The organism is Clostridium amylolyticum (genome assembly GCF_900142075.1).
GTDB classification, from domain to species: Bacteria; Bacillota; Clostridia; order Clostridiales; family Clostridiaceae; genus Clostridium_AA; species Clostridium_AA amylolyticum.
In genome coordinates this window covers 201,867-218,423 of the sequence record NZ_FQZO01000004.1, presented here as the reverse complement: position 1 = coordinate 218,423, position 16,557 = coordinate 201,867, and the positions used below count along the sequence as shown (strand labels likewise).

The following is a 16,557-nucleotide window of genomic DNA, read 5'->3' as shown; positions in this document are numbered from 1 at the left end:
ACCTCCTATCCTATAGTACCTTTTAATTCGATTTTTATAAGATTATTCATTTCCACAGCATATTCTAGAGGAAGCTCTTTAGAAATTGGTTCTACAAAGCCTCTTACAATCATGGCTTTTGCCTCTTCTTCACTAATTCCTCTGCTCATAAGATAAAATATAGCTTCGTCGCTAATTCTCCCAATTTTAGCTTCATGTCCGATATCTACTTCATCGTTATTTAAATTAATAACTGGGATAGTATCTGATTTAGAAAGATTATCTAACATCAAGGACTCACAAGCCACAGTGGACTTAGAATGATGAGCATTAGCTGTTACCTTTACTACACCTCTATAGTTTGCTACACCACCGTCTTTACATATGGATTTAGAATGAACGGTGGAAGAAGTATATGGAGCTGCATGTATAACCTTAGAGCCAGTATCTAAAACTTGCCCCTTGCCAGCAAAAGTAATACCTGTAAATTCTGATTTTGCCCCTTCTCCTTTAAGTATACTCATAGGGTATAGCATAGAAATTTTAGAACCAAAGGAACCAGAAACCCACTCAATAGTTCCATTTTTATCTATAGTTGCTCTTTTTGTATTTAAATTAAGCATATTCTTTGACCAGTTCTCAATGGTAGAATATCTTAATGTAGCATCTTCTTTAACATTTAACTCTACGCAACCCGCATGAAGATTTGTTACACTATATTTAGGAGCGGAACAACCTTCTATAAAGTGAAGTTTTGCTCCTTTTTCTACTATTATTAAGGTATGCTCAAATTGACCAGCACCTGGGGAGTTTAATCTAAAATAAGATTGAAGGGGGATATCCACAGTAACACCTTCAGGTACGTATACAAAGGAACCACCAGACCATACCGCACCGTGAAGGGCTGCAAACTTATGATCGCTAGGAGGAACCACCTTCATAAAGTATTTTTTTACTATGTCTTCGTATTCTCTAACAGCAGTTTCCATATCAGTGTAGATTACACCTTGTTTAACCAAATCTTCACGAATACTGTGATATACCACTTCAGAGTCATATTGAGCTCCAACTCCCGCTAGAGAGTCTCTTTCTGCTTGAGGTATACCAAGAAGTTCAAAGGTGTTTTTAATATCTTCAGGAATATCTTCCCAAGAAGACTTCATATCTGTATTAGGCTTAACATAGGTAACTATATTATTCATATCTAATTCAGAAAGATCAGGTCCCCAGGTAGGAAGACTTAAATTATTGTATATTTCTAAAGATTTTAACCTAAAATCTGTCATCCATTCAGGCTCATTTTTTTCTTTTGATATTTCTAAAATAACCTCTTTAGTAAGGCCTTTATCTGCTTTAAAAGTATATATGTCTTCATTTATTACATCATATATACCTCTATCCAGGTCCTCTATATGTGTTTTTTCTCTTGATTCCATTATTTAACCACCGCCTTAGGATATAAGTTCAGCTTTGAACTCTTCATAACCATTTTCGTTAATTTCTTTAGCAAGCTCGCTCTTACCAGTTTTAACTATTTTTCCGTTTATTAAAACATGGACAAAATCCGGTTCTAAGTATTCTAGTATCTTATTATTGTGTGTGATAATAATAAGTGCATTTTCACTATTTTTAAATACTTTAACTCCTTCAGCTACAATTTTAACAGCATCTACATCTAATCCTGAATCTGTTTCATCTAATATAGATAGTTTAGGATTAAGCACTGCCATTTGAAGAATTTCATTTTTTTTCTTTTCACCACCGGAGAAGCCTACATTTAAATATCTAGAAGCATATTCCTCTTTGATGTGAAGCATTTGCATTTTTTCTCTAAGAAGCTTTTTAAAGCTCATAAAGCCAATATTTTCACCAGTTAGAGCACTTTTCGAACTTCTTAGAAAATTTTCTACAGTTATACCTTCTACTTCTTCAGGGTATTGGAAGGATAAAAATATTCCTTTTTGGGCTCTTTCATTGGCTTTTAACTCGTTAATATTTTCACCTTCAAAATTAATAGAACCTTCAGTTATAGCATATTTAGGATGGCCCATTATAATATTAGCTAATGTGGACTTTCCACCGCCGTTAGGTCCCATAATAACATGTATTTCACCTTTATTAACGTCTAAATCTAATCCTTTTAAAATTTCCTTTTCATCAACTGCTGTATGCAGGTTTTTAATTTCTAATAATAAATCTGACATAAGTGTCACTCCTTGCTTTTTAATTCCGAGTAAATAACTCTACTTTACATTTACATTTTAGCAAAGCTATATTAATTAGTCAATTATTATTGATAATTATTATTTGTTAGTAAATTAGGAAAAGTGCAATCTAAGGTTTACAATATAGTCTATGATGAATATAATAATAACTGAAATACTTCATAAGCAGACATTCCAAATCTTTGATTTGGCATGGTCGCTTACTTCTTCGTAGTCCAAAAAGCTACACTATATTAATAGCACTTATTTCAATGAAAGAAAATAAAAGAATATGATATTAAATAGGAAAAAGAAAAGAGGTGATAAAATGAATTGGTTTAGTAATTTGAACCCAGTAGTACAGGCTCTCATTGCAACTCTTTTTACATGGGGAGTTACTGCTTTGGGAGCAGCGTTGGTATTCTTTTTTAAGAATGTAAGCAAAAAGGTGTTAAATTCCATGCTGGCTTTCGCAGCAGGAGTTATGATTGCAGCAAGTTTTTGGTCGTTGCTTAGCCCAGCTTTAGAAATGGCTGAATCTCAAGGGAAAAATCCTTGGGTTATGGTTTCCATAGGATTTATGTCCGGAGGAATATTTTTGCTGTTAGTGGATAAATTTCTTCCTCACTTACACATTGGATTTTCTTCTGATGAGTCAGAGGGAATTAAAACAAGCTGGCAAAGAAGTGTGTTGTTAGTATTAGCCATAACCCTTCATAATATTCCAGAAGGATTAGCAGTAGGAGTTGCCTTTGGTGCTGTGGTAGCAGAGATTCCATCTGCAAGCTTAGCGGGAGCCATTGCTCTAGCTATAGGAATAGGTATACAAAATTTCCCGGAAGGGGCAGCGGTATCATTACCTTTAAGAAGAGAAGGGTTTTCTCCTTTAAAAAGCTTTTTATATGGCCAAGCATCAGGAATAGTGGAGCCTATAGCAGGAGTCATAGGCGCAGTGGCAGTTTTAAAGATGCAGCATATACTTCCTTTTGCTCTAGCTTTCGCTGCAGGAGCTATGATTTTCGTAGTAGTGGAAGAACTTATTCCAGAAGCGCAGCATGAAGGAGAAACAGATATAACCACTATGGCTTGCATGATAGGATTTACTATAATGATGATATTAGATGTAGCTTTAGGATAAGCCAATGGCACCCACATGAGTTATGGGTTATTTTTTCAATAACCCATAACTCATGTGGGTGCCATTAAAAAACTCTTGTAATTATTTAAAATATGTGTATAATAATAAATGTAGCAAAAATGCAGGTGTGGCGGAATTGGCAGACGCACTAGACTTAGGATCTAGCGCCTACGGCGTGGGGGTTCGACTCCCTTCACCTGCACCAAGTTTGCGGAAGTGACTCAATGGTAGAGTGTCACCTTGCCAAGGTGAAAGTTGCGGGTTCGAATCCCGTCTTCCGCTCCAGACTACTTTAAATTTTACAACTAATATTTATAGCTAATTAGTATGATTGTGTAAAACCGTAGCTTACGGTTTTTTTTATAAATAAATATAAACATATATAAAAAGGAGGCTAAAAATTTAACCTCCTAATTTGTCTTCTGGCAAAATTCATAATACTCCTAACTTGTTACAGGAAGATGAATTTCTTATACTCTTACTTATTAATATTGCTAATAGTTAGCTAAAAGCAACTCTATTTCTAAGTCTTCTAACATCTCTTCTTTATATACTTTTCTCCCCATGAGTAAATATATTATTTCACTACTTTTATATCCTTCCTTATGAAGCTTTAAGTTTTTTGACAGCCTTTTCAAGAGGTTTTTACTTATATTAAGCAAATTAATTAGTTCATCAAAAGTATAGTAAGAATTACATAATATAGTTTGCAATTTATTTTGAAGCTCTAATTTATACTGCAAGTCCACTTTGTTATTTTTATGAGGTCCTTCTCGTCCTCTGTGATGGTTTGCGCACAGATACTTATAGTTTAAGGGGTAATCTAATCCACCTTGACTTTTATAGATAATATGATGTTTATCTGCTTTGTTACCACAAACGTCACATAAATTCAATAAAATTCCTCCTAACCTTAAAGAATATAATTAAATTATTATCTTACTTAAATTATAAAATATTTATTTTTATATTTCAAACTAATAAAATGTCCTATATTGGATGAAATATGAAAAATACATGGTGTATAGCCATAATCAACTGAAATAATGCAAATAATTATAATATGCCTTTTATTGCACTTAAATCATGGGTAAAATCATAATTGATAGTATTCTTAGGGTGGTATAAAATTAATTTAAAGTTATAATAATTTAAAGGAAGTGAAGGGATGATAAATTCTATATATAATTCCTTAGGCTATTGGGATACACTTCTACGTGAAAATTTAACAATGAAAGAAAAGATTTTTAAAGAAGTAAATATTAATGAAAAGACACCTTTTTTTCATACGGTTATTTTTACAAGGAACAATGGTATGGAAATACTTTGGAGTCCTTGTAATGATATTAAAGCTCTAATAGGATATATTCAATATGCTTTTTTACCACAAGCCTTTTATTTTTGGATAGAAGGAGCAGATAAAAAGATTACTAAATATCCTATATTAACTGCGGATAAAATCATCCTAAATGGTGAGAAAGCAGGTAAGTTATCTAAAGATGAAGCTTATTTAATGAAATCCCAATTGGGTTTTATTAAAGGGTTATGGGGTATGCCTAAATATAGTGCTTTAAAAGAATTAAAAAACTTTTCTATGAGTTTTAATAATACATGGTTTGGAAACAGTAATGGCTTTATGTATTTGCAGGTATTTGAAAATGCCGAAGAAATGGGCAAATTTGTAGTTAATACCAATAAACAGACTTCCTCTGAAAAAAGCTTTCAAGAATCTACTGGATTAAAGGAAGATGAGTGGATAAATTTATGTAAGGCTATTAATAATGACAAAGGGTCCCAAGAAAAGTTTTTGAATATACTTTATAATGTATTAAATCACGTGGTTTAGTTATTGACATTTTTTTAGTTAGTTATTATAATAATTTTCGTGAGCTAAATTTTAAAAGTTGATATAATGGGATATAGCCAAGCGGTAAGGCACTGGATTCTGACTCCAGTATTCGCAGGTTCAAATCCTGCTATCCTAGCCATAAACATCTCCTTGGGAGATGTTTTTTTATAGAATAATAAAATTATTTCAGAAGTTTAAATGAATTTTATTCCATAGCTAACCGCTCCTGGATAAGTTATTCTAAGCTTCAGATGGAGTAAGCATTCCTTTTAAACAAACTCCACCTGAAGCTAAGAATCATTTGATAAGTATGGTTAAGGAATTTCATTATAATTAAATTAAATTAGCTGTAATGGCAGAAAATAGCTATGAAGTGGGTTGCATTAATTTACAGTATTAATTATAATTAAACTTGTTGCAAGGACATGCGGGTGTAACTCAATGGTAGAGTTCCAGCCTTCCAAGCTGGCTACGTGGGTTCGATTCCCATCACCCGCTCCAATTTAATAAGTTCCGTTAGCTCAGTTGGTAGAGCACCTGACTCTTAATCAGGGTGCCCAGGGTTCGAGTCCCTGACGGAGCACCAAAAATGTGATCTTTTATGATCACATTTTTTTTACAACTTATAGAAATTGGTGTAATATGTTATATATACTTCATAATTAATGGAAAGCAGGTGTTTAGATGATAGAGATAAAATCTCTTAGCAAAAGCTTTAAGAAAGTACAAGCCGTTAATGGGTTAAACTTTAAGGTAGAAAAGGGCGAAGTTTTAGGGCTTTTAGGGGAAAATGGGGCAGGGAAGACCACTACATTGAGGATGTTAGCTACTATGCTTAAACCTACAGAAGGTACAGCTAGTATCAATGGCCATGATTTAATAAAGGAGTCTTCACAGGTAAGAAAAGAAGTAGGCATATTGTTTGGCGGAGAAGTGGGGCTTTACGATAGATTAACTGCTTATGAAAATATTATGTACTTTGCTGAACTTAATGGAATGAATAAAACTGAAGCGGCAAAAAGCATAGATTATCTCACTGAAATGTTAGATATGAAGGAATATATAAATAGAAGAGTTGGGAAATTTTCTAGAGGGATGAAACAAAAGGTAGCTATTGCTAGATCCATAGTTCATAGCCCTTCTGTGATGCTTTTTGATGAACCTACCATAGGTCTTGATGTAACTTCATCAAAAATTGTTCAAGACTTTATTTTAAAATGTAAACAGGATAATAAAGCTATTATATTTTCTAGTCATAGTATGAACGAAGTGGAAAAGCTATGCGATAGGATAGTGATAATTAATAAAGGTAAAATAGTAGAAGAAGGAACTAAAGATTCATTAAAGCATAAATATGATAATCCAGATCTTGAGCAAATTTTTATGAGATTGGTGGGTGGACATAATGAATAAAATAACCTTTGTAGTACTAAAAAAAGAACTTAAAGATATGTTTAGAGATAAGAAAACCCTTTTTGTGGGTATTCTAATACCTCTGTTAATGATGCCTATACTATTTGGTGTAATGGGAAAAAGCGTAAACAAATCTATGAAAAGTGCACAAGAAAATATAAAAATAGTACTTCAGGATAAAGGCAATAGCAATTTCGCTAAATTTATAAGCAAAAAAGAGAATATAAAGGTTGTGGAATCACAAAAACCTGAAGAAGACGTTAAAAATGGAAAAATTGCATTATCTCTTGAAATACCTGAGGATTTTGAAAAAAATATTAATGATGAAAAGATATCTAAACTAAAGATAACCTACGATAATTCAACACAATCATCCTTAACTGCTTTTAGTATAGTTAACTCATATATAGAGGAATATTCTAAAAGTGTAGTACAACAAAGATTAGATAAAAGGCAAATAAATACAGAACTTTTAAATCCTATAGTTCCAGAAGTAATAACCGCAGTAAAGGATAAAGAAGGACAAGGAATATTTATGATATCTCTACTTCTTCCTTTATTTTTAGTAATATATAGTGTAACTGGACCTATGGCGCCTGCTACTGACTTAGGAGCAGGGGAAAAGGAAAGAGGGACTTTAGAACCTTTACTTTCCACTCAAGCAGGAAGATTATCCATACTTTGGGGTAAATTCTTAGCCATCACTGTAATGGGGATTATAACCACAGTTGCTTCATTGGCGGGTGTAATTATAGCCATGACACAAAATGAAGGTTTATTTGGCAATACCTCAGGAGTGAATTTGCCTATAGGAACAATTTTATTAATAGCACTAGTATCTATACTAGTAACTATGGTGTTTGGAGCTTTAGAGTTAGCTATAAGCATATATGCAAGATCCTTTAAAGAAGCTCAAACCTACCTAACTCCTCTGATGGTAATTGCATTTATACCAGCATATTCTACTTACATGACAGATGCTAAGAATATTTCTACTATGAGCTTTAACATACCTATTGTTAACGCTATAAGTCTTATAAAAGAATTCCTAGTAGGAATATATAATCCTGTGCATATGCTTTTGACCTTTGGTTGGATTATTATATATATAATCGCTTCAATATTATTTGCTAGATATATGTTTAGCAGAGAAGAAGTTATTTTTAGAACTTAGTTAATTATAGGCTCATTACGGAAGCTTCTGTAGTGAGCTTTTATTTTACTTCCTATAGTCCATTTAGGAAGTGATAGTTAAATGTATTGCACAATTTGCATATTTGCCAATTTGTGAATTTCTATGTAAATATAAATTTTTTGAAGGCTTCAACAGTGGAGAAATAATAATCTGAATTTTTTCTCATGTAATTTTCTATTTCAGGTATTACATGAGACCATCCCGCTGCTGCAAATGCTACATTACAACTTCGTGCCATATCCAGCCCTGGCTTTAAATCATCTAATACTAACATTTCATTATTAGATAAATGGAATCTTTTCATAATTTCTAAAATTGGATAAGCATTTGGTTTTCTAAGATGCTCTTCTAACTCCCAGCCGAATATTAAATCAGGAGTCATATCACAATGCAAGATATAGTCTCTTATAATTTGTTCACTTTCTGAATGAGATACAACACATATTATTCCACCTAATTTTTTATACTCTTTTATAAATTCAGGAAAACCTGGATAAAAGTCAGGGGATTTCTCTTTTGTATAACTCTTCCATACTCTGTATTGAAATTCTTGTTCCTCTTTGGTGAATTTCATAACATCTTTACACAGTTCCGAAAATCCTGGATTAAAACAATATGAAACAAATTTTTCAAGACTTAGAAGCTCCATTTTTGGCCTTAATGTCTTTAATGAGTCTACGAAAGAAGGGTAGTGAATGTCTGGTGTGCTTTTAACTACAGTATCATCATGGTCTAAAATCAAACATTTGTATTTCATTTAAAATTCTCCTCCAAAATAGTCTTTTGCAAAATTTATGATTCTACTTTAAAATTATGAAACCTATTTATTTTCTAGATGCATTATTCTTAATAGAATATAAATGGGCATCTGTTATTTTGTAATATGTGTTGGATACTATTCCAGTTAGCTTTCAAAGTTAGCCTTTGTGTGTAAAGGGTAAATGATAAACTACTTCCTTAAAAATTATTATATAATAATACTCCATCATTGGACTATATAATATTTTACTAAAATCACTTGAAAATGTTTTCTCCATATGATAATATGTATGTGATGAAAGTACAAAATTTCGTATATTGTTAGGAGTTCTTATGGATTTAAAAGATAAACTTATGCAAAAAAACGGAATAATAGCTGTAACTTTAGCTAGAGAATTCCTTTCCAATGAAGTTGGAGACAGGATACTCACAGTAGCTCAGTTAGCAGAAAAATATAGCACTGCTAGAGGAACCATTCAATCTGCACTTAAGTTTCTCCAAGACTATGAGGCCATTTCTCTTGAGGCTAGAGGGCATTTAGGCACATTTATTACTTCAATAAATTATATAAAGTTATTGGATGTAGCAGATATTAAAACCATATTAGGAGTTATGCCTCTGCCTTATTCTAAAGTTTATGAAGGATTAGCTACTGGTCTTTACAATACTTTGGTAACTTCTAATATTTCTGTAGGACTTGCTTATATGAGAGGGGCTAATACCAGAGTTGAGGCATTGAGAGAACAAAGATATGATTTTGCAGTAATCTCAAAGCTGGCAGCACAGCATTATATAAGTGAAGGACATGACATAGAAATAATAGATGAATTTGGAGACTTCACCTATGTTAATGAGCATATATTAATGTTTTCAAAGGGATCTAAAAATACTATAGAAGATGGTATGAAGATAGGAATTGACTATTCATCCTTAGATCAGGTTATACTAACAAAATATCATTGCCAAGGTAAAAATGTGGAGTTTGTTCCACTTATTTATTCACAAATTTTAAATAGTATTTTGCGCGGAGAGATTCATGCTGCCATATGGAATAAGGATGACCTTCAAGATAGAGATATAAAAATTCCGTTTAAACCCATAAATAATTCCATATTCTCTTATAAAGATACCAATGCAGTTATTGTTGCAAATACCGAAAATTCATCCTTTAATACGCTTTTGAAAAAATTTATTAACAAAGAAAAGGTGTTAGATATTCAGAAAAAAGTTATTAATGGTGAGATAACACCAAACTATTAATTTTTTAAAATCAATATACAAAATTCAGTACATTGTAAATGGAGGGAAACAGGTGGATTTAACTTTAAGACTAAATATACTAAGAGATGCGGGGCAAATTGATGATGAGATACACGGTAATCTTCTGAAGATAATTGACATAGTTAAGGAAAAATGGGGCATAGAACTTACAGAAGAAAATGGAGCAATGTTTATTACTCATATGTCTATAGCGTTAAAAAGAATAAAAGAAAATAATATAGTAGAACCTATGGAAGACTTTTTATATGAAGGCTTAAAAAAAGAAAAAGATTTTGAAAAATCAGAGGAAATGGTGAATACTTTTGTACAAGAAATTAGTATATCAATACCAGAGGAAGAAAAGAGCTTCATAGTAATGCATTTATGCACTTTACTTTCTTTATAAAAAATTAGGAGGTTTTAAAAATGATAAAAATAGTGGTTGGTGGTCAAATTGATAAGGAACTAGTGGCATCTATTGCTAGAAAAGCTGCTGGAGAAAAAGCTGTAGTTGAGGTCAAAGGAGATATAGAAGCTGCTATGGCAGTTAAGACAGGACAAGCAGATTATTATCTTGGAGCTTGTAATACTGGAGGCGGTGGAGCACTAGCTATGGCTATAGCATTATTAGGAATGGGTCAATGCTCTACAGTATCCATGCCAGGAAAGATAAGAAGTAATGAGGAAATAATACAAGAAGTTAAATCTGGTAAGAAAGCCTTTGGATTTACTCCTCAGCATGCAGAAACTGTAATACCAGTTATAATAAATACCATTATTAACGGTTAATATTAATTAACATAAAAAATACAAAAGGGGGATAATCATGAGTTATCTAAATTATGTGGTAATAGCTCTATTGGGAGCACTGGCAGCAGTGCTTGCAAATCTTGGAGTAGCTGTTTTTAACGACGGCTTAAGACCAATAATGCCAGAATATCTTGAAGGTAGAATGGATAAGAAGGCATTGGCTGCGACTTCCTTTGCATTAAGCTTTGGACTAGTTATAGGCTTTGGAATTCCCGTATCAGTGGCAGCAACTATAATATTGATTCACAGTATATTACTGGGAACAGATATTATAGGAACTTGGTGTCCAAAAGGAAAGACAGGAATTATTCTTTCTGCAGTAATAGGTGCAGCATACGGTATTGGTATAGTTGCAGGACTTAAATTTATAGTGGACTTATTTGCTAAATTACCTGTTAATTTCCTACCACATCTTGGTCAAGTAGGTACTCCTATTGTAGCAGCTTTTGCTGTATTCCCAGCATTAGTGGTGGCTTATCAATTTGGAGTAAAGAATGGAATTATAACACTAGTAGTTTCATTCTTAGTTAGACAATTTATCCAGTACTGGGGTAAATTTAAGCTGGGTGGAGCAACAGTTGCGTTAAACCCAGAAGGAATGGCTCTTCTTGCAGGTATGATAATTATGCTTATATTTGCTATGAGAGAAAAACCAGATCCTAATGCACCAAAGGTAGATCTTACAGCTATATTTAGCGAAAGAGTTGCAAAAATAAAGAAAAACTTACCTATATTAGTGGTTATGGGTGGATTAATTTCAGCAGCTACCAGTATGGCTATATTAGCTGGTGACCCAATCTCTTTAAATTTACTAAAAGAAGGAAAAAATGTAGAAGCCGCTATGACTGCTTTTGCAAGAGGCATAGGATTTATTCCTCTAGTAGCAACTACAGCAATAACTACAGGGGTATATGCTCCTGCGGGAATGACCTTCGTATTTGTAGTTGGACTTCTTATAAAGAATCCACTTCTAGCTTTCTTAGCTGGTGCCGTAGTAATGGCATTAGAAATACTTCTTTTAGATATACTTGCTAAAGGCATGGACAAATTCCCAGGTATCAGAAAGTGTGGAGACAACATTAGAACTGCCATGGGTAAAGTGCTAGAAGTAGCTCTTTTAGTGGGAGGTATGATGGCGGCAAACGCTATGGCACCTGGTTTAGGATTATTTGTAGTAGTAGGTATATACGTATTAAACAAAACTTCCAAAAAACCTATTGTGGACATGGCTGTTGGTCCAGTAGGTGCAATATTTGTAGGCGTGCTAATAAATATACTATATCTAATAGGTCTTTATCTGCCACCTAAATAAAGAATAGAAATGTTTTGGGAGGTGGGTTCACCTCCCATGACTATAAAAGGAGTGATTACATGAAATTAGTAGAAGGAATCACCTATACCCATGAGCATGTGACTATAGACTTATCTGGAATTAAAAAGGATGATGATTGTAATTTAAACTGTTATGAAGAAACTTTAACAGAATTTAAAGAATTAAAGAGCAAAGGTGTAAATAATATAATTGATGTAACTAATAGAGGAATGGGTAGAAATATTGAATATATGGTAAATGTGTCTAGAGAAACAGATATGAATATACTATTTTCTACAGGCTATTATAAAGAACCTTTTTTGCCTAAAGAAGCTTATGATTTAGATGAAAAGCATCTTTCAAAGCTTATGGTGTCAGAAATTATTAATGGTATTGAAGGTAGTAAGTATAAAGCTTCTATTATTGGAGAAATTGGTACTAGTAAAGATAAGATAACTGAAATGGAACATAAAGTATTTGTTGCTGGTGCTCTAGCTCACGTTGAAACAGGTACACCAATAATAACCCATACAACTTTAGGGACCTTGGGACTAGAACAAATAGATTTATTTAATGAATTTAAAGTAGATTTAAATAAGGTTATAATAAGCCACGTGGATTTAAGTGGTAATTTAGATTATATATTGAGAATGATTGATAGAGGCGTAAATGTAGCCTTTGATACTATTGGTAAAGAAAATTATCAGCCAGATGGCCTTAGAATAGATTTTTTAAAGGAAATTTGCAGTAGAGGACTTAGTGATAGAGTTTTACTTTCTATGGATATAACTAGAAAATCTAATTTTAGAACTAGAGGTGGCATTGGATATGCATATTTAATAGATACTTTTATTCCTTTAATGATAGAAAAAGGGATAAAGCAAAAGGATATAGATAAAATGACAAGAAGCAATATTGCAAGAATCTTAGGGTAAGAATACTTTAACTTACATGGAAAGGAACGTAATATACATGAGGACATTTCCACTGGAATCAATAAACATTAAAGAAGCAAAAAAGTTACAGTTTAAATTAATAGATATAATCACAAGAAAATTCCAAGGCTCTGAGATTTTAGCCTTGGGAGATTTAGGTGTTGTAAAAGGACTTAATAAGCCAACCTATACAAAAAAAGCTGAAGAGGTAATAGCTGAATTTTTTGGTGCAGAAAAATCAGTATTAGTAAGAGGAGCTGGTACAGGGGCTATAAGATGGGGGATAATTAGTTTTCTTAAAACCGGTGATAAAATACTAGTGCATGATGCACCTATCTATCCTACCACGGAGGTTACCATTAATACTATGGGTATTCAGGTGGTAAAAGCTAATTTTAATGACAAGGATGCATTAAATGAAGTGTTAAAAAACCATGAGGATTTAAAAGGAGCTTTGATACAATATACCAGACAAAAGATAGATGACAGCTATGATATGCAAGAAGTTATAGAAGTGATAAAGAATAGCCATAAGGATATAAAAATAATCACTGATGATAACTATGCAGTTATGAAAGTTAGAAAGATTGGAACTGAATGCGGAGCAGATTTATCAGCCTTTTCTTCCTTCAAGTTACTAGGACCTGAAGGGGTAGGAGTTCTTGTAGGAAAGAAAGATTTAATTGATAAAGTTATTAGTCTTAACTATTCTGGAGGAAGCCAGGTTCAAGGCTTTGAGGCTATGGAAATGTTGCGAGGTTTAATATATGCGCCAGTATCTTTAGCTTTGCAGGCGGAAGTTAATGAAGAGCTGGTAACTAGATTGAATTTAAAGGAAATACCTGGAGTTAAAAATGCTTTTTTGGCCAATGCCCAATCTAAAGTTCTCTTAGTAGAATTAGAAGAAGAAATTGCCAATGAGGTACTAAACCAAGCTGAAAAGTTAGGAGCAGCTCCTAACCCTGTAGGGGCAGAATCAAAGTACGAGTTTGTACCTATGTTTTATAGGGTTTCAGGTACTTTTAGAGCAGCAGATAAGTCCCTAGAAAAGAGAATGATAAGAATAAATCCTATGAGAAGCGGTGCAGACACTATTTTAAGAATTTTAAAGGAAAGTATTGAAAAAGCTAAACAGCAGATTTAAGAAATGAGGTATGAATATGTTTCTGGATAAGACTGTAAGAAGAAATGAAAATATAGTTAAAGCAGCATTTGAACTACACCAGAAAGGGCTTATTGACCCTGATACCTACGTTTTAGATATAGATACCCTGCTGGAAAATGCTAAAAATATTAAAAATGAAGCGGATAGATATGGAATAAAGCTTTATTATATGACTAAACAAATAGGAAGAAACCCAATGGTAGCTAAGGAATTAGATAAGTTAGGCTATGAGGGTGCTGTAGTGGTAGATTTTAAGGAAGCCATGGGACTCATAGATAACCATATAAACATAGGTCATGTTGGACATTTAGTTCAAATACCTGCAAATATCATTGAGGATATACTTAAAGCAAAACCTAAAATAATCACCGTATATTCTGTGGAAAAAGCTAAACAGATATCACAAGCAGCACAAAGATTAGAATTAACCCAAAACATTATGCTAAGAGTTCTAGATGAAGAAGATATGCTTTATCCTGCTCAATATGGGGGCTTCTACATAAATGAGCTGCTTCAGAAGGTAAGTGAAATAATATCTCTTCCTAATATAAATATTACAGGGATAACATCCTTCCCCTGTTTTTTGTATGATGAAGAAGAAAATAATATAATTCCAACCCATAATGTAGTTACACTGAATAAGGCTAAAAAGTTAATTGAAGAAAATTTTAATATAAAGTTAACTGAAATAAATATGCCTTCAGCTACCTCTGTAGTAAATATGAAGGGAATAGCCCTTCAGGGAGGAACTCACGGAGAACCTGGACATGCTTTAACAGGAACTACTCCATATCATGCATATAATGATGCTGAAGAAATACCTTGTATGGTTTATGTAAGCGAGGTGTCTCATAATTTAAAGGGTGAAAGTTACTGCTTTGGTGGAGGGTATTATAGAAGATCTCACATGGAAAACGCATTGGTAGGAAAAAACTTTCATGAGGCTATTAAAGTAAAAGTAGAAGAACCAAGTTTAGAAAGTATTGATTATCATTTTACATTAAAGTCTAATACTAATGTAGGAGATACTGTAGTTATGGCATTTAGAACTCAAATATTTGTTACAAGAAGTCATGTAGCTATAGTTAAAGGTATTAGCAAAAATACTCCTGAGGTAATAGGAATTTATGATTCTCAAGGGAGAAAAATCAAATAAGAATTTACTTAATGAGGTTTGTGACATATGTACACAGCCTTATTTCATATTGAAAAAATATTATTTATGAAAGGAAGAAATTATGAAAAGATTTTTAGTTATAGTATTAGATGGATTTGGTATAGGACATATGAAGGACGCTGAAAAAGTAAGACCACAAGATGTAGGTTCAAATACTTGTAAGCATATTTTAGAAAAAAAAGAAAAACTTAAACTTCCTAATCTTGAAAGGTTAGGACTTATGAATGCCTTAGGAGAGGAAGTTAGTTCTATGAAGTTTTCTTCCAATGCTACTTTTGGAAGAGCTGAGCTTATGCATTTCGGAGCTGATACCTTTTACGGTCATCAGGAGATTATGGGAACAAACCCTAAAATGCCCATTAAGGAACCTTTCTATAAGGCAGCAGAGAGAGTATATGAAGCCTTAGTAAAAGAAGGATATAAAGTAGAGTATGTTTATGGAAAGCGAGGAAAATATCTAAAGGTAAATAATGCCCTTACTGTAGCGGACAATATAGAAGCAGATCCAGGGCAAGCTTATAATATAACTTCAGCTCTAGATGTAATTCCTTTTGAAGAAGTATTAAAAATAGGTAAAATAGTAAGAAGTAAAGTATATGTATCTAGGGTAATAACTTTTGGCGGTAAAAATGTTACTATAGAAGACATATTAAGTGCTGAAGAAGAAAAGGAAAATGGATATATAGGAATAAATGCTCCCAAATCTGGTGTTTATAATGAAGGGTATAACGTAATCCACTTAGGTTATGGCATAGATCCAGAAGTTCAAGTGCCTACTATAATGGGAAAGGCAGGAATGAAAGTAACCCTTATAGGAAAAGTGGCTGATATAGTAATTAATGATTATGGAAAAAGTATAACTGGTGTGGATACTGAAGAGGTACTAAAAGTTACCATAGATGAACTAAATAAAATGGAAGAAGGATTCATATGTACCAATGTTCAAGAGACAGACCTCAGTGGACATAGCGAAAATGTGGAAGCTTATGCCAATAAGCTGGAGATAGCGGATAAATATATAGGAGAAATAATGGAAATGCTAAAAGACGAAGATATACTTTTAGTAATGGCGGACCATGGAAATGATCCAACTATAGGACACAGTCATCATACCAGAGAAATGGTGCCAATTCTTGTATATGGAAAAAATGTTAACAAAGTAGAGTTAGGAACAAGAGAAACTTTATCTGATGTAGGAGCCACTGTGGCAGAGTATTTTAATATTATTTCCCCGGAAAATGGAATATCCTTTCTTAAAGAAATTAGAAAATAATTATCATAATTTATTTACAAATTCTTAATGTTAGAAATATTATTTTGTGATATGCTTTATATAGAATATTATGTAAATAAAATGAAAA

16 protein-coding genes and 5 tRNA genes are annotated in these 16,557 nt (G+C 32.8%); 17 read left to right on the top strand and 4 right to left on the bottom strand.

The window, feature by feature from the left end:
- Positions 1 to 5 precede the first annotated feature (5 nt).
- On the bottom strand, positions 6 to 1,415 hold the full coding sequence (sufB, locus tag BUA82_RS10970; protein WP_073007812.1) for a Fe-S cluster assembly protein SufB: 1,410 nt from the start codon (positions 1,413 to 1,415) through the stop codon (positions 6 to 8).
- A gap of 15 nt (positions 1,416 to 1,430) precedes the next feature.
- On the bottom strand, positions 1,431 to 2,183 hold the full coding sequence (gene sufC, locus BUA82_RS10965; RefSeq protein WP_073007809.1) for a Fe-S cluster assembly ATPase SufC: 753 nt from the start codon (positions 2,181 to 2,183) through the stop codon (positions 1,431 to 1,433).
- 328 nt (positions 2,184 to 2,511) lie between these two features.
- Here sufC and BUA82_RS10960 point away from each other — a divergent pair, with 328 nt between their 5' ends.
- The 3 genes from BUA82_RS10960 to BUA82_RS10950 all read left to right on the top strand — a co-directional run bounded on the left by BUA82_RS10960 (position 2,512) and on the right by BUA82_RS10950 (position 3,606).
- Positions 2,512 to 3,321 carry a ZIP family metal transporter gene (locus BUA82_RS10960; RefSeq protein ID WP_073007806.1) on the top strand — a complete coding sequence of 270 codons (810 nt, stop codon included), beginning with the start codon at positions 2,512 to 2,514 and terminating at the stop codon, positions 3,319 to 3,321.
- Between the two features lie 121 nt (positions 3,322 to 3,442).
- Positions 3,443 to 3,526 (top strand) — tRNA-Leu (locus BUA82_RS10955).
- Positions 3,527 to 3,531: 5 nt separating this feature from the next.
- Positions 3,532 to 3,606, top strand: a tRNA-Gly gene (locus tag BUA82_RS10950).
- 209 nt (positions 3,607 to 3,815) lie between these two features.
- On the opposite strand, the gene BUA82_RS10945 is transcribed toward BUA82_RS10950, so the two are convergent.
- Positions 3,816 to 4,217, bottom strand: a complete 402-nt coding sequence (locus tag BUA82_RS10945) for an HNH endonuclease (protein WP_073007803.1) — start codon at positions 4,215 to 4,217, stop codon at positions 3,816 to 3,818.
- 272 nt (positions 4,218 to 4,489) lie between these two features.
- Here BUA82_RS10945 and BUA82_RS10940 point away from each other — a divergent pair, with 272 nt between their 5' ends.
- The 6 genes from BUA82_RS10940 (at position 4,490) to BUA82_RS10915 (ending at position 7,757) form a co-directional block, all read left to right on the top strand.
- Positions 4,490 to 5,167: a hypothetical protein gene (locus tag BUA82_RS10940; protein WP_083599900.1), complete on the top strand. Its 678-nt coding sequence runs from the start codon at positions 4,490 to 4,492 to the stop codon at positions 5,165 to 5,167.
- 67 nt (positions 5,168 to 5,234) lie between these two features.
- Positions 5,235 to 5,309, top strand: a tRNA-Gln gene (locus tag BUA82_RS10935).
- A 288-nt stretch (positions 5,310 to 5,597) separates the two neighbouring features.
- Positions 5,598 to 5,671: transfer RNA gene (locus BUA82_RS10930), tRNA-Gly, on the top strand.
- Positions 5,672 to 5,680: 9 nt separating this feature from the next.
- Positions 5,681 to 5,756, top strand: a tRNA-Lys gene (locus BUA82_RS10925).
- A gap of 98 nt (positions 5,757 to 5,854) precedes the next feature.
- Complete coding sequence (locus BUA82_RS10920) at positions 5,855 to 6,583, top strand: ABC transporter ATP-binding protein (RefSeq protein ID WP_073007800.1); 729 nt, start codon at positions 5,855 to 5,857, stop codon at positions 6,581 to 6,583.
- The gene (locus tag BUA82_RS10915; protein WP_073007797.1) at positions 6,576 to 7,757 is read left to right on the top strand and encodes an ABC transporter permease; all 1,182 of its coding nucleotides are present in this window, start codon (positions 6,576 to 6,578) and stop codon (positions 7,755 to 7,757) included. Before BUA82_RS10920 ends, BUA82_RS10915 begins: the two co-directional genes overlap by 8 nt.
- A 121-nt stretch (positions 7,758 to 7,878) precedes the next feature.
- On the opposite strand, the gene BUA82_RS10910 is transcribed toward BUA82_RS10915, so the two are convergent.
- On the bottom strand, positions 7,879 to 8,535 hold the full coding sequence (locus tag BUA82_RS10910; RefSeq protein ID WP_073007794.1) for an HAD family hydrolase: 657 nt from the start codon (positions 8,533 to 8,535) through the stop codon (positions 7,879 to 7,881).
- 335 nt (positions 8,536 to 8,870) lie between these two features.
- Here BUA82_RS10910 and yhfZ point away from each other — a divergent pair, with 335 nt between their 5' ends.
- The 8 genes from yhfZ to BUA82_RS10870 all read left to right on the top strand — a co-directional run bounded on the left by yhfZ (position 8,871) and on the right by BUA82_RS10870 (position 16,469).
- Positions 8,871 to 9,797, top strand: a complete 927-nt coding sequence (gene yhfZ, locus BUA82_RS10905) for a GntR family transcriptional regulator YhfZ (RefSeq protein ID WP_073007791.1) — start codon at positions 8,871 to 8,873, stop codon at positions 9,795 to 9,797.
- 52 nt (positions 9,798 to 9,849) lie between these two features.
- Positions 9,850 to 10,203, top strand: coding sequence for a PRD domain-containing protein (locus BUA82_RS10900; protein WP_073007788.1), 354 nt, complete (start codon positions 9,850 to 9,852; stop codon positions 10,201 to 10,203).
- A 20-nt stretch (positions 10,204 to 10,223) separates the two neighbouring features.
- On the top strand, positions 10,224 to 10,586 hold the full coding sequence (locus tag BUA82_RS10895) for a DUF2620 domain-containing protein (RefSeq protein ID WP_073007785.1): 363 nt from the start codon (positions 10,224 to 10,226) through the stop codon (positions 10,584 to 10,586).
- A gap of 37 nt (positions 10,587 to 10,623) precedes the next feature.
- Complete coding sequence (locus BUA82_RS10890) at positions 10,624 to 11,919, top strand: YhfT family protein (protein ID WP_073007782.1); 1,296 nt, start codon at positions 10,624 to 10,626, stop codon at positions 11,917 to 11,919.
- Positions 11,920 to 11,978: 59 nt separating this feature from the next.
- On the top strand, positions 11,979 to 12,854 hold the full coding sequence (locus BUA82_RS10885; RefSeq protein ID WP_073007780.1) for a phosphotriesterase family protein: 876 nt from the start codon (positions 11,979 to 11,981) through the stop codon (positions 12,852 to 12,854).
- Between the two features lie 37 nt (positions 12,855 to 12,891).
- Positions 12,892 to 13,998, top strand: a complete 1,107-nt coding sequence (locus BUA82_RS10880) for an aminotransferase class V-fold PLP-dependent enzyme (protein WP_083599899.1) — start codon at positions 12,892 to 12,894, stop codon at positions 13,996 to 13,998.
- A gap of 16 nt (positions 13,999 to 14,014) precedes the next feature.
- Positions 14,015 to 15,175 carry a YhfX family PLP-dependent enzyme gene (locus BUA82_RS10875; RefSeq protein ID WP_073007777.1) on the top strand — a complete coding sequence of 387 codons (1,161 nt, stop codon included), beginning with the start codon at positions 14,015 to 14,017 and terminating at the stop codon, positions 15,173 to 15,175.
- An 82-nt stretch (positions 15,176 to 15,257) separates the two neighbouring features.
- The gene (locus tag BUA82_RS10870) at positions 15,258 to 16,469 is read left to right on the top strand and encodes a phosphopentomutase (protein ID WP_073007774.1); all 1,212 of its coding nucleotides are present in this window, start codon (positions 15,258 to 15,260) and stop codon (positions 16,467 to 16,469) included.
- The last annotated feature ends 88 nt before the right edge of the window (positions 16,470 to 16,557 follow it).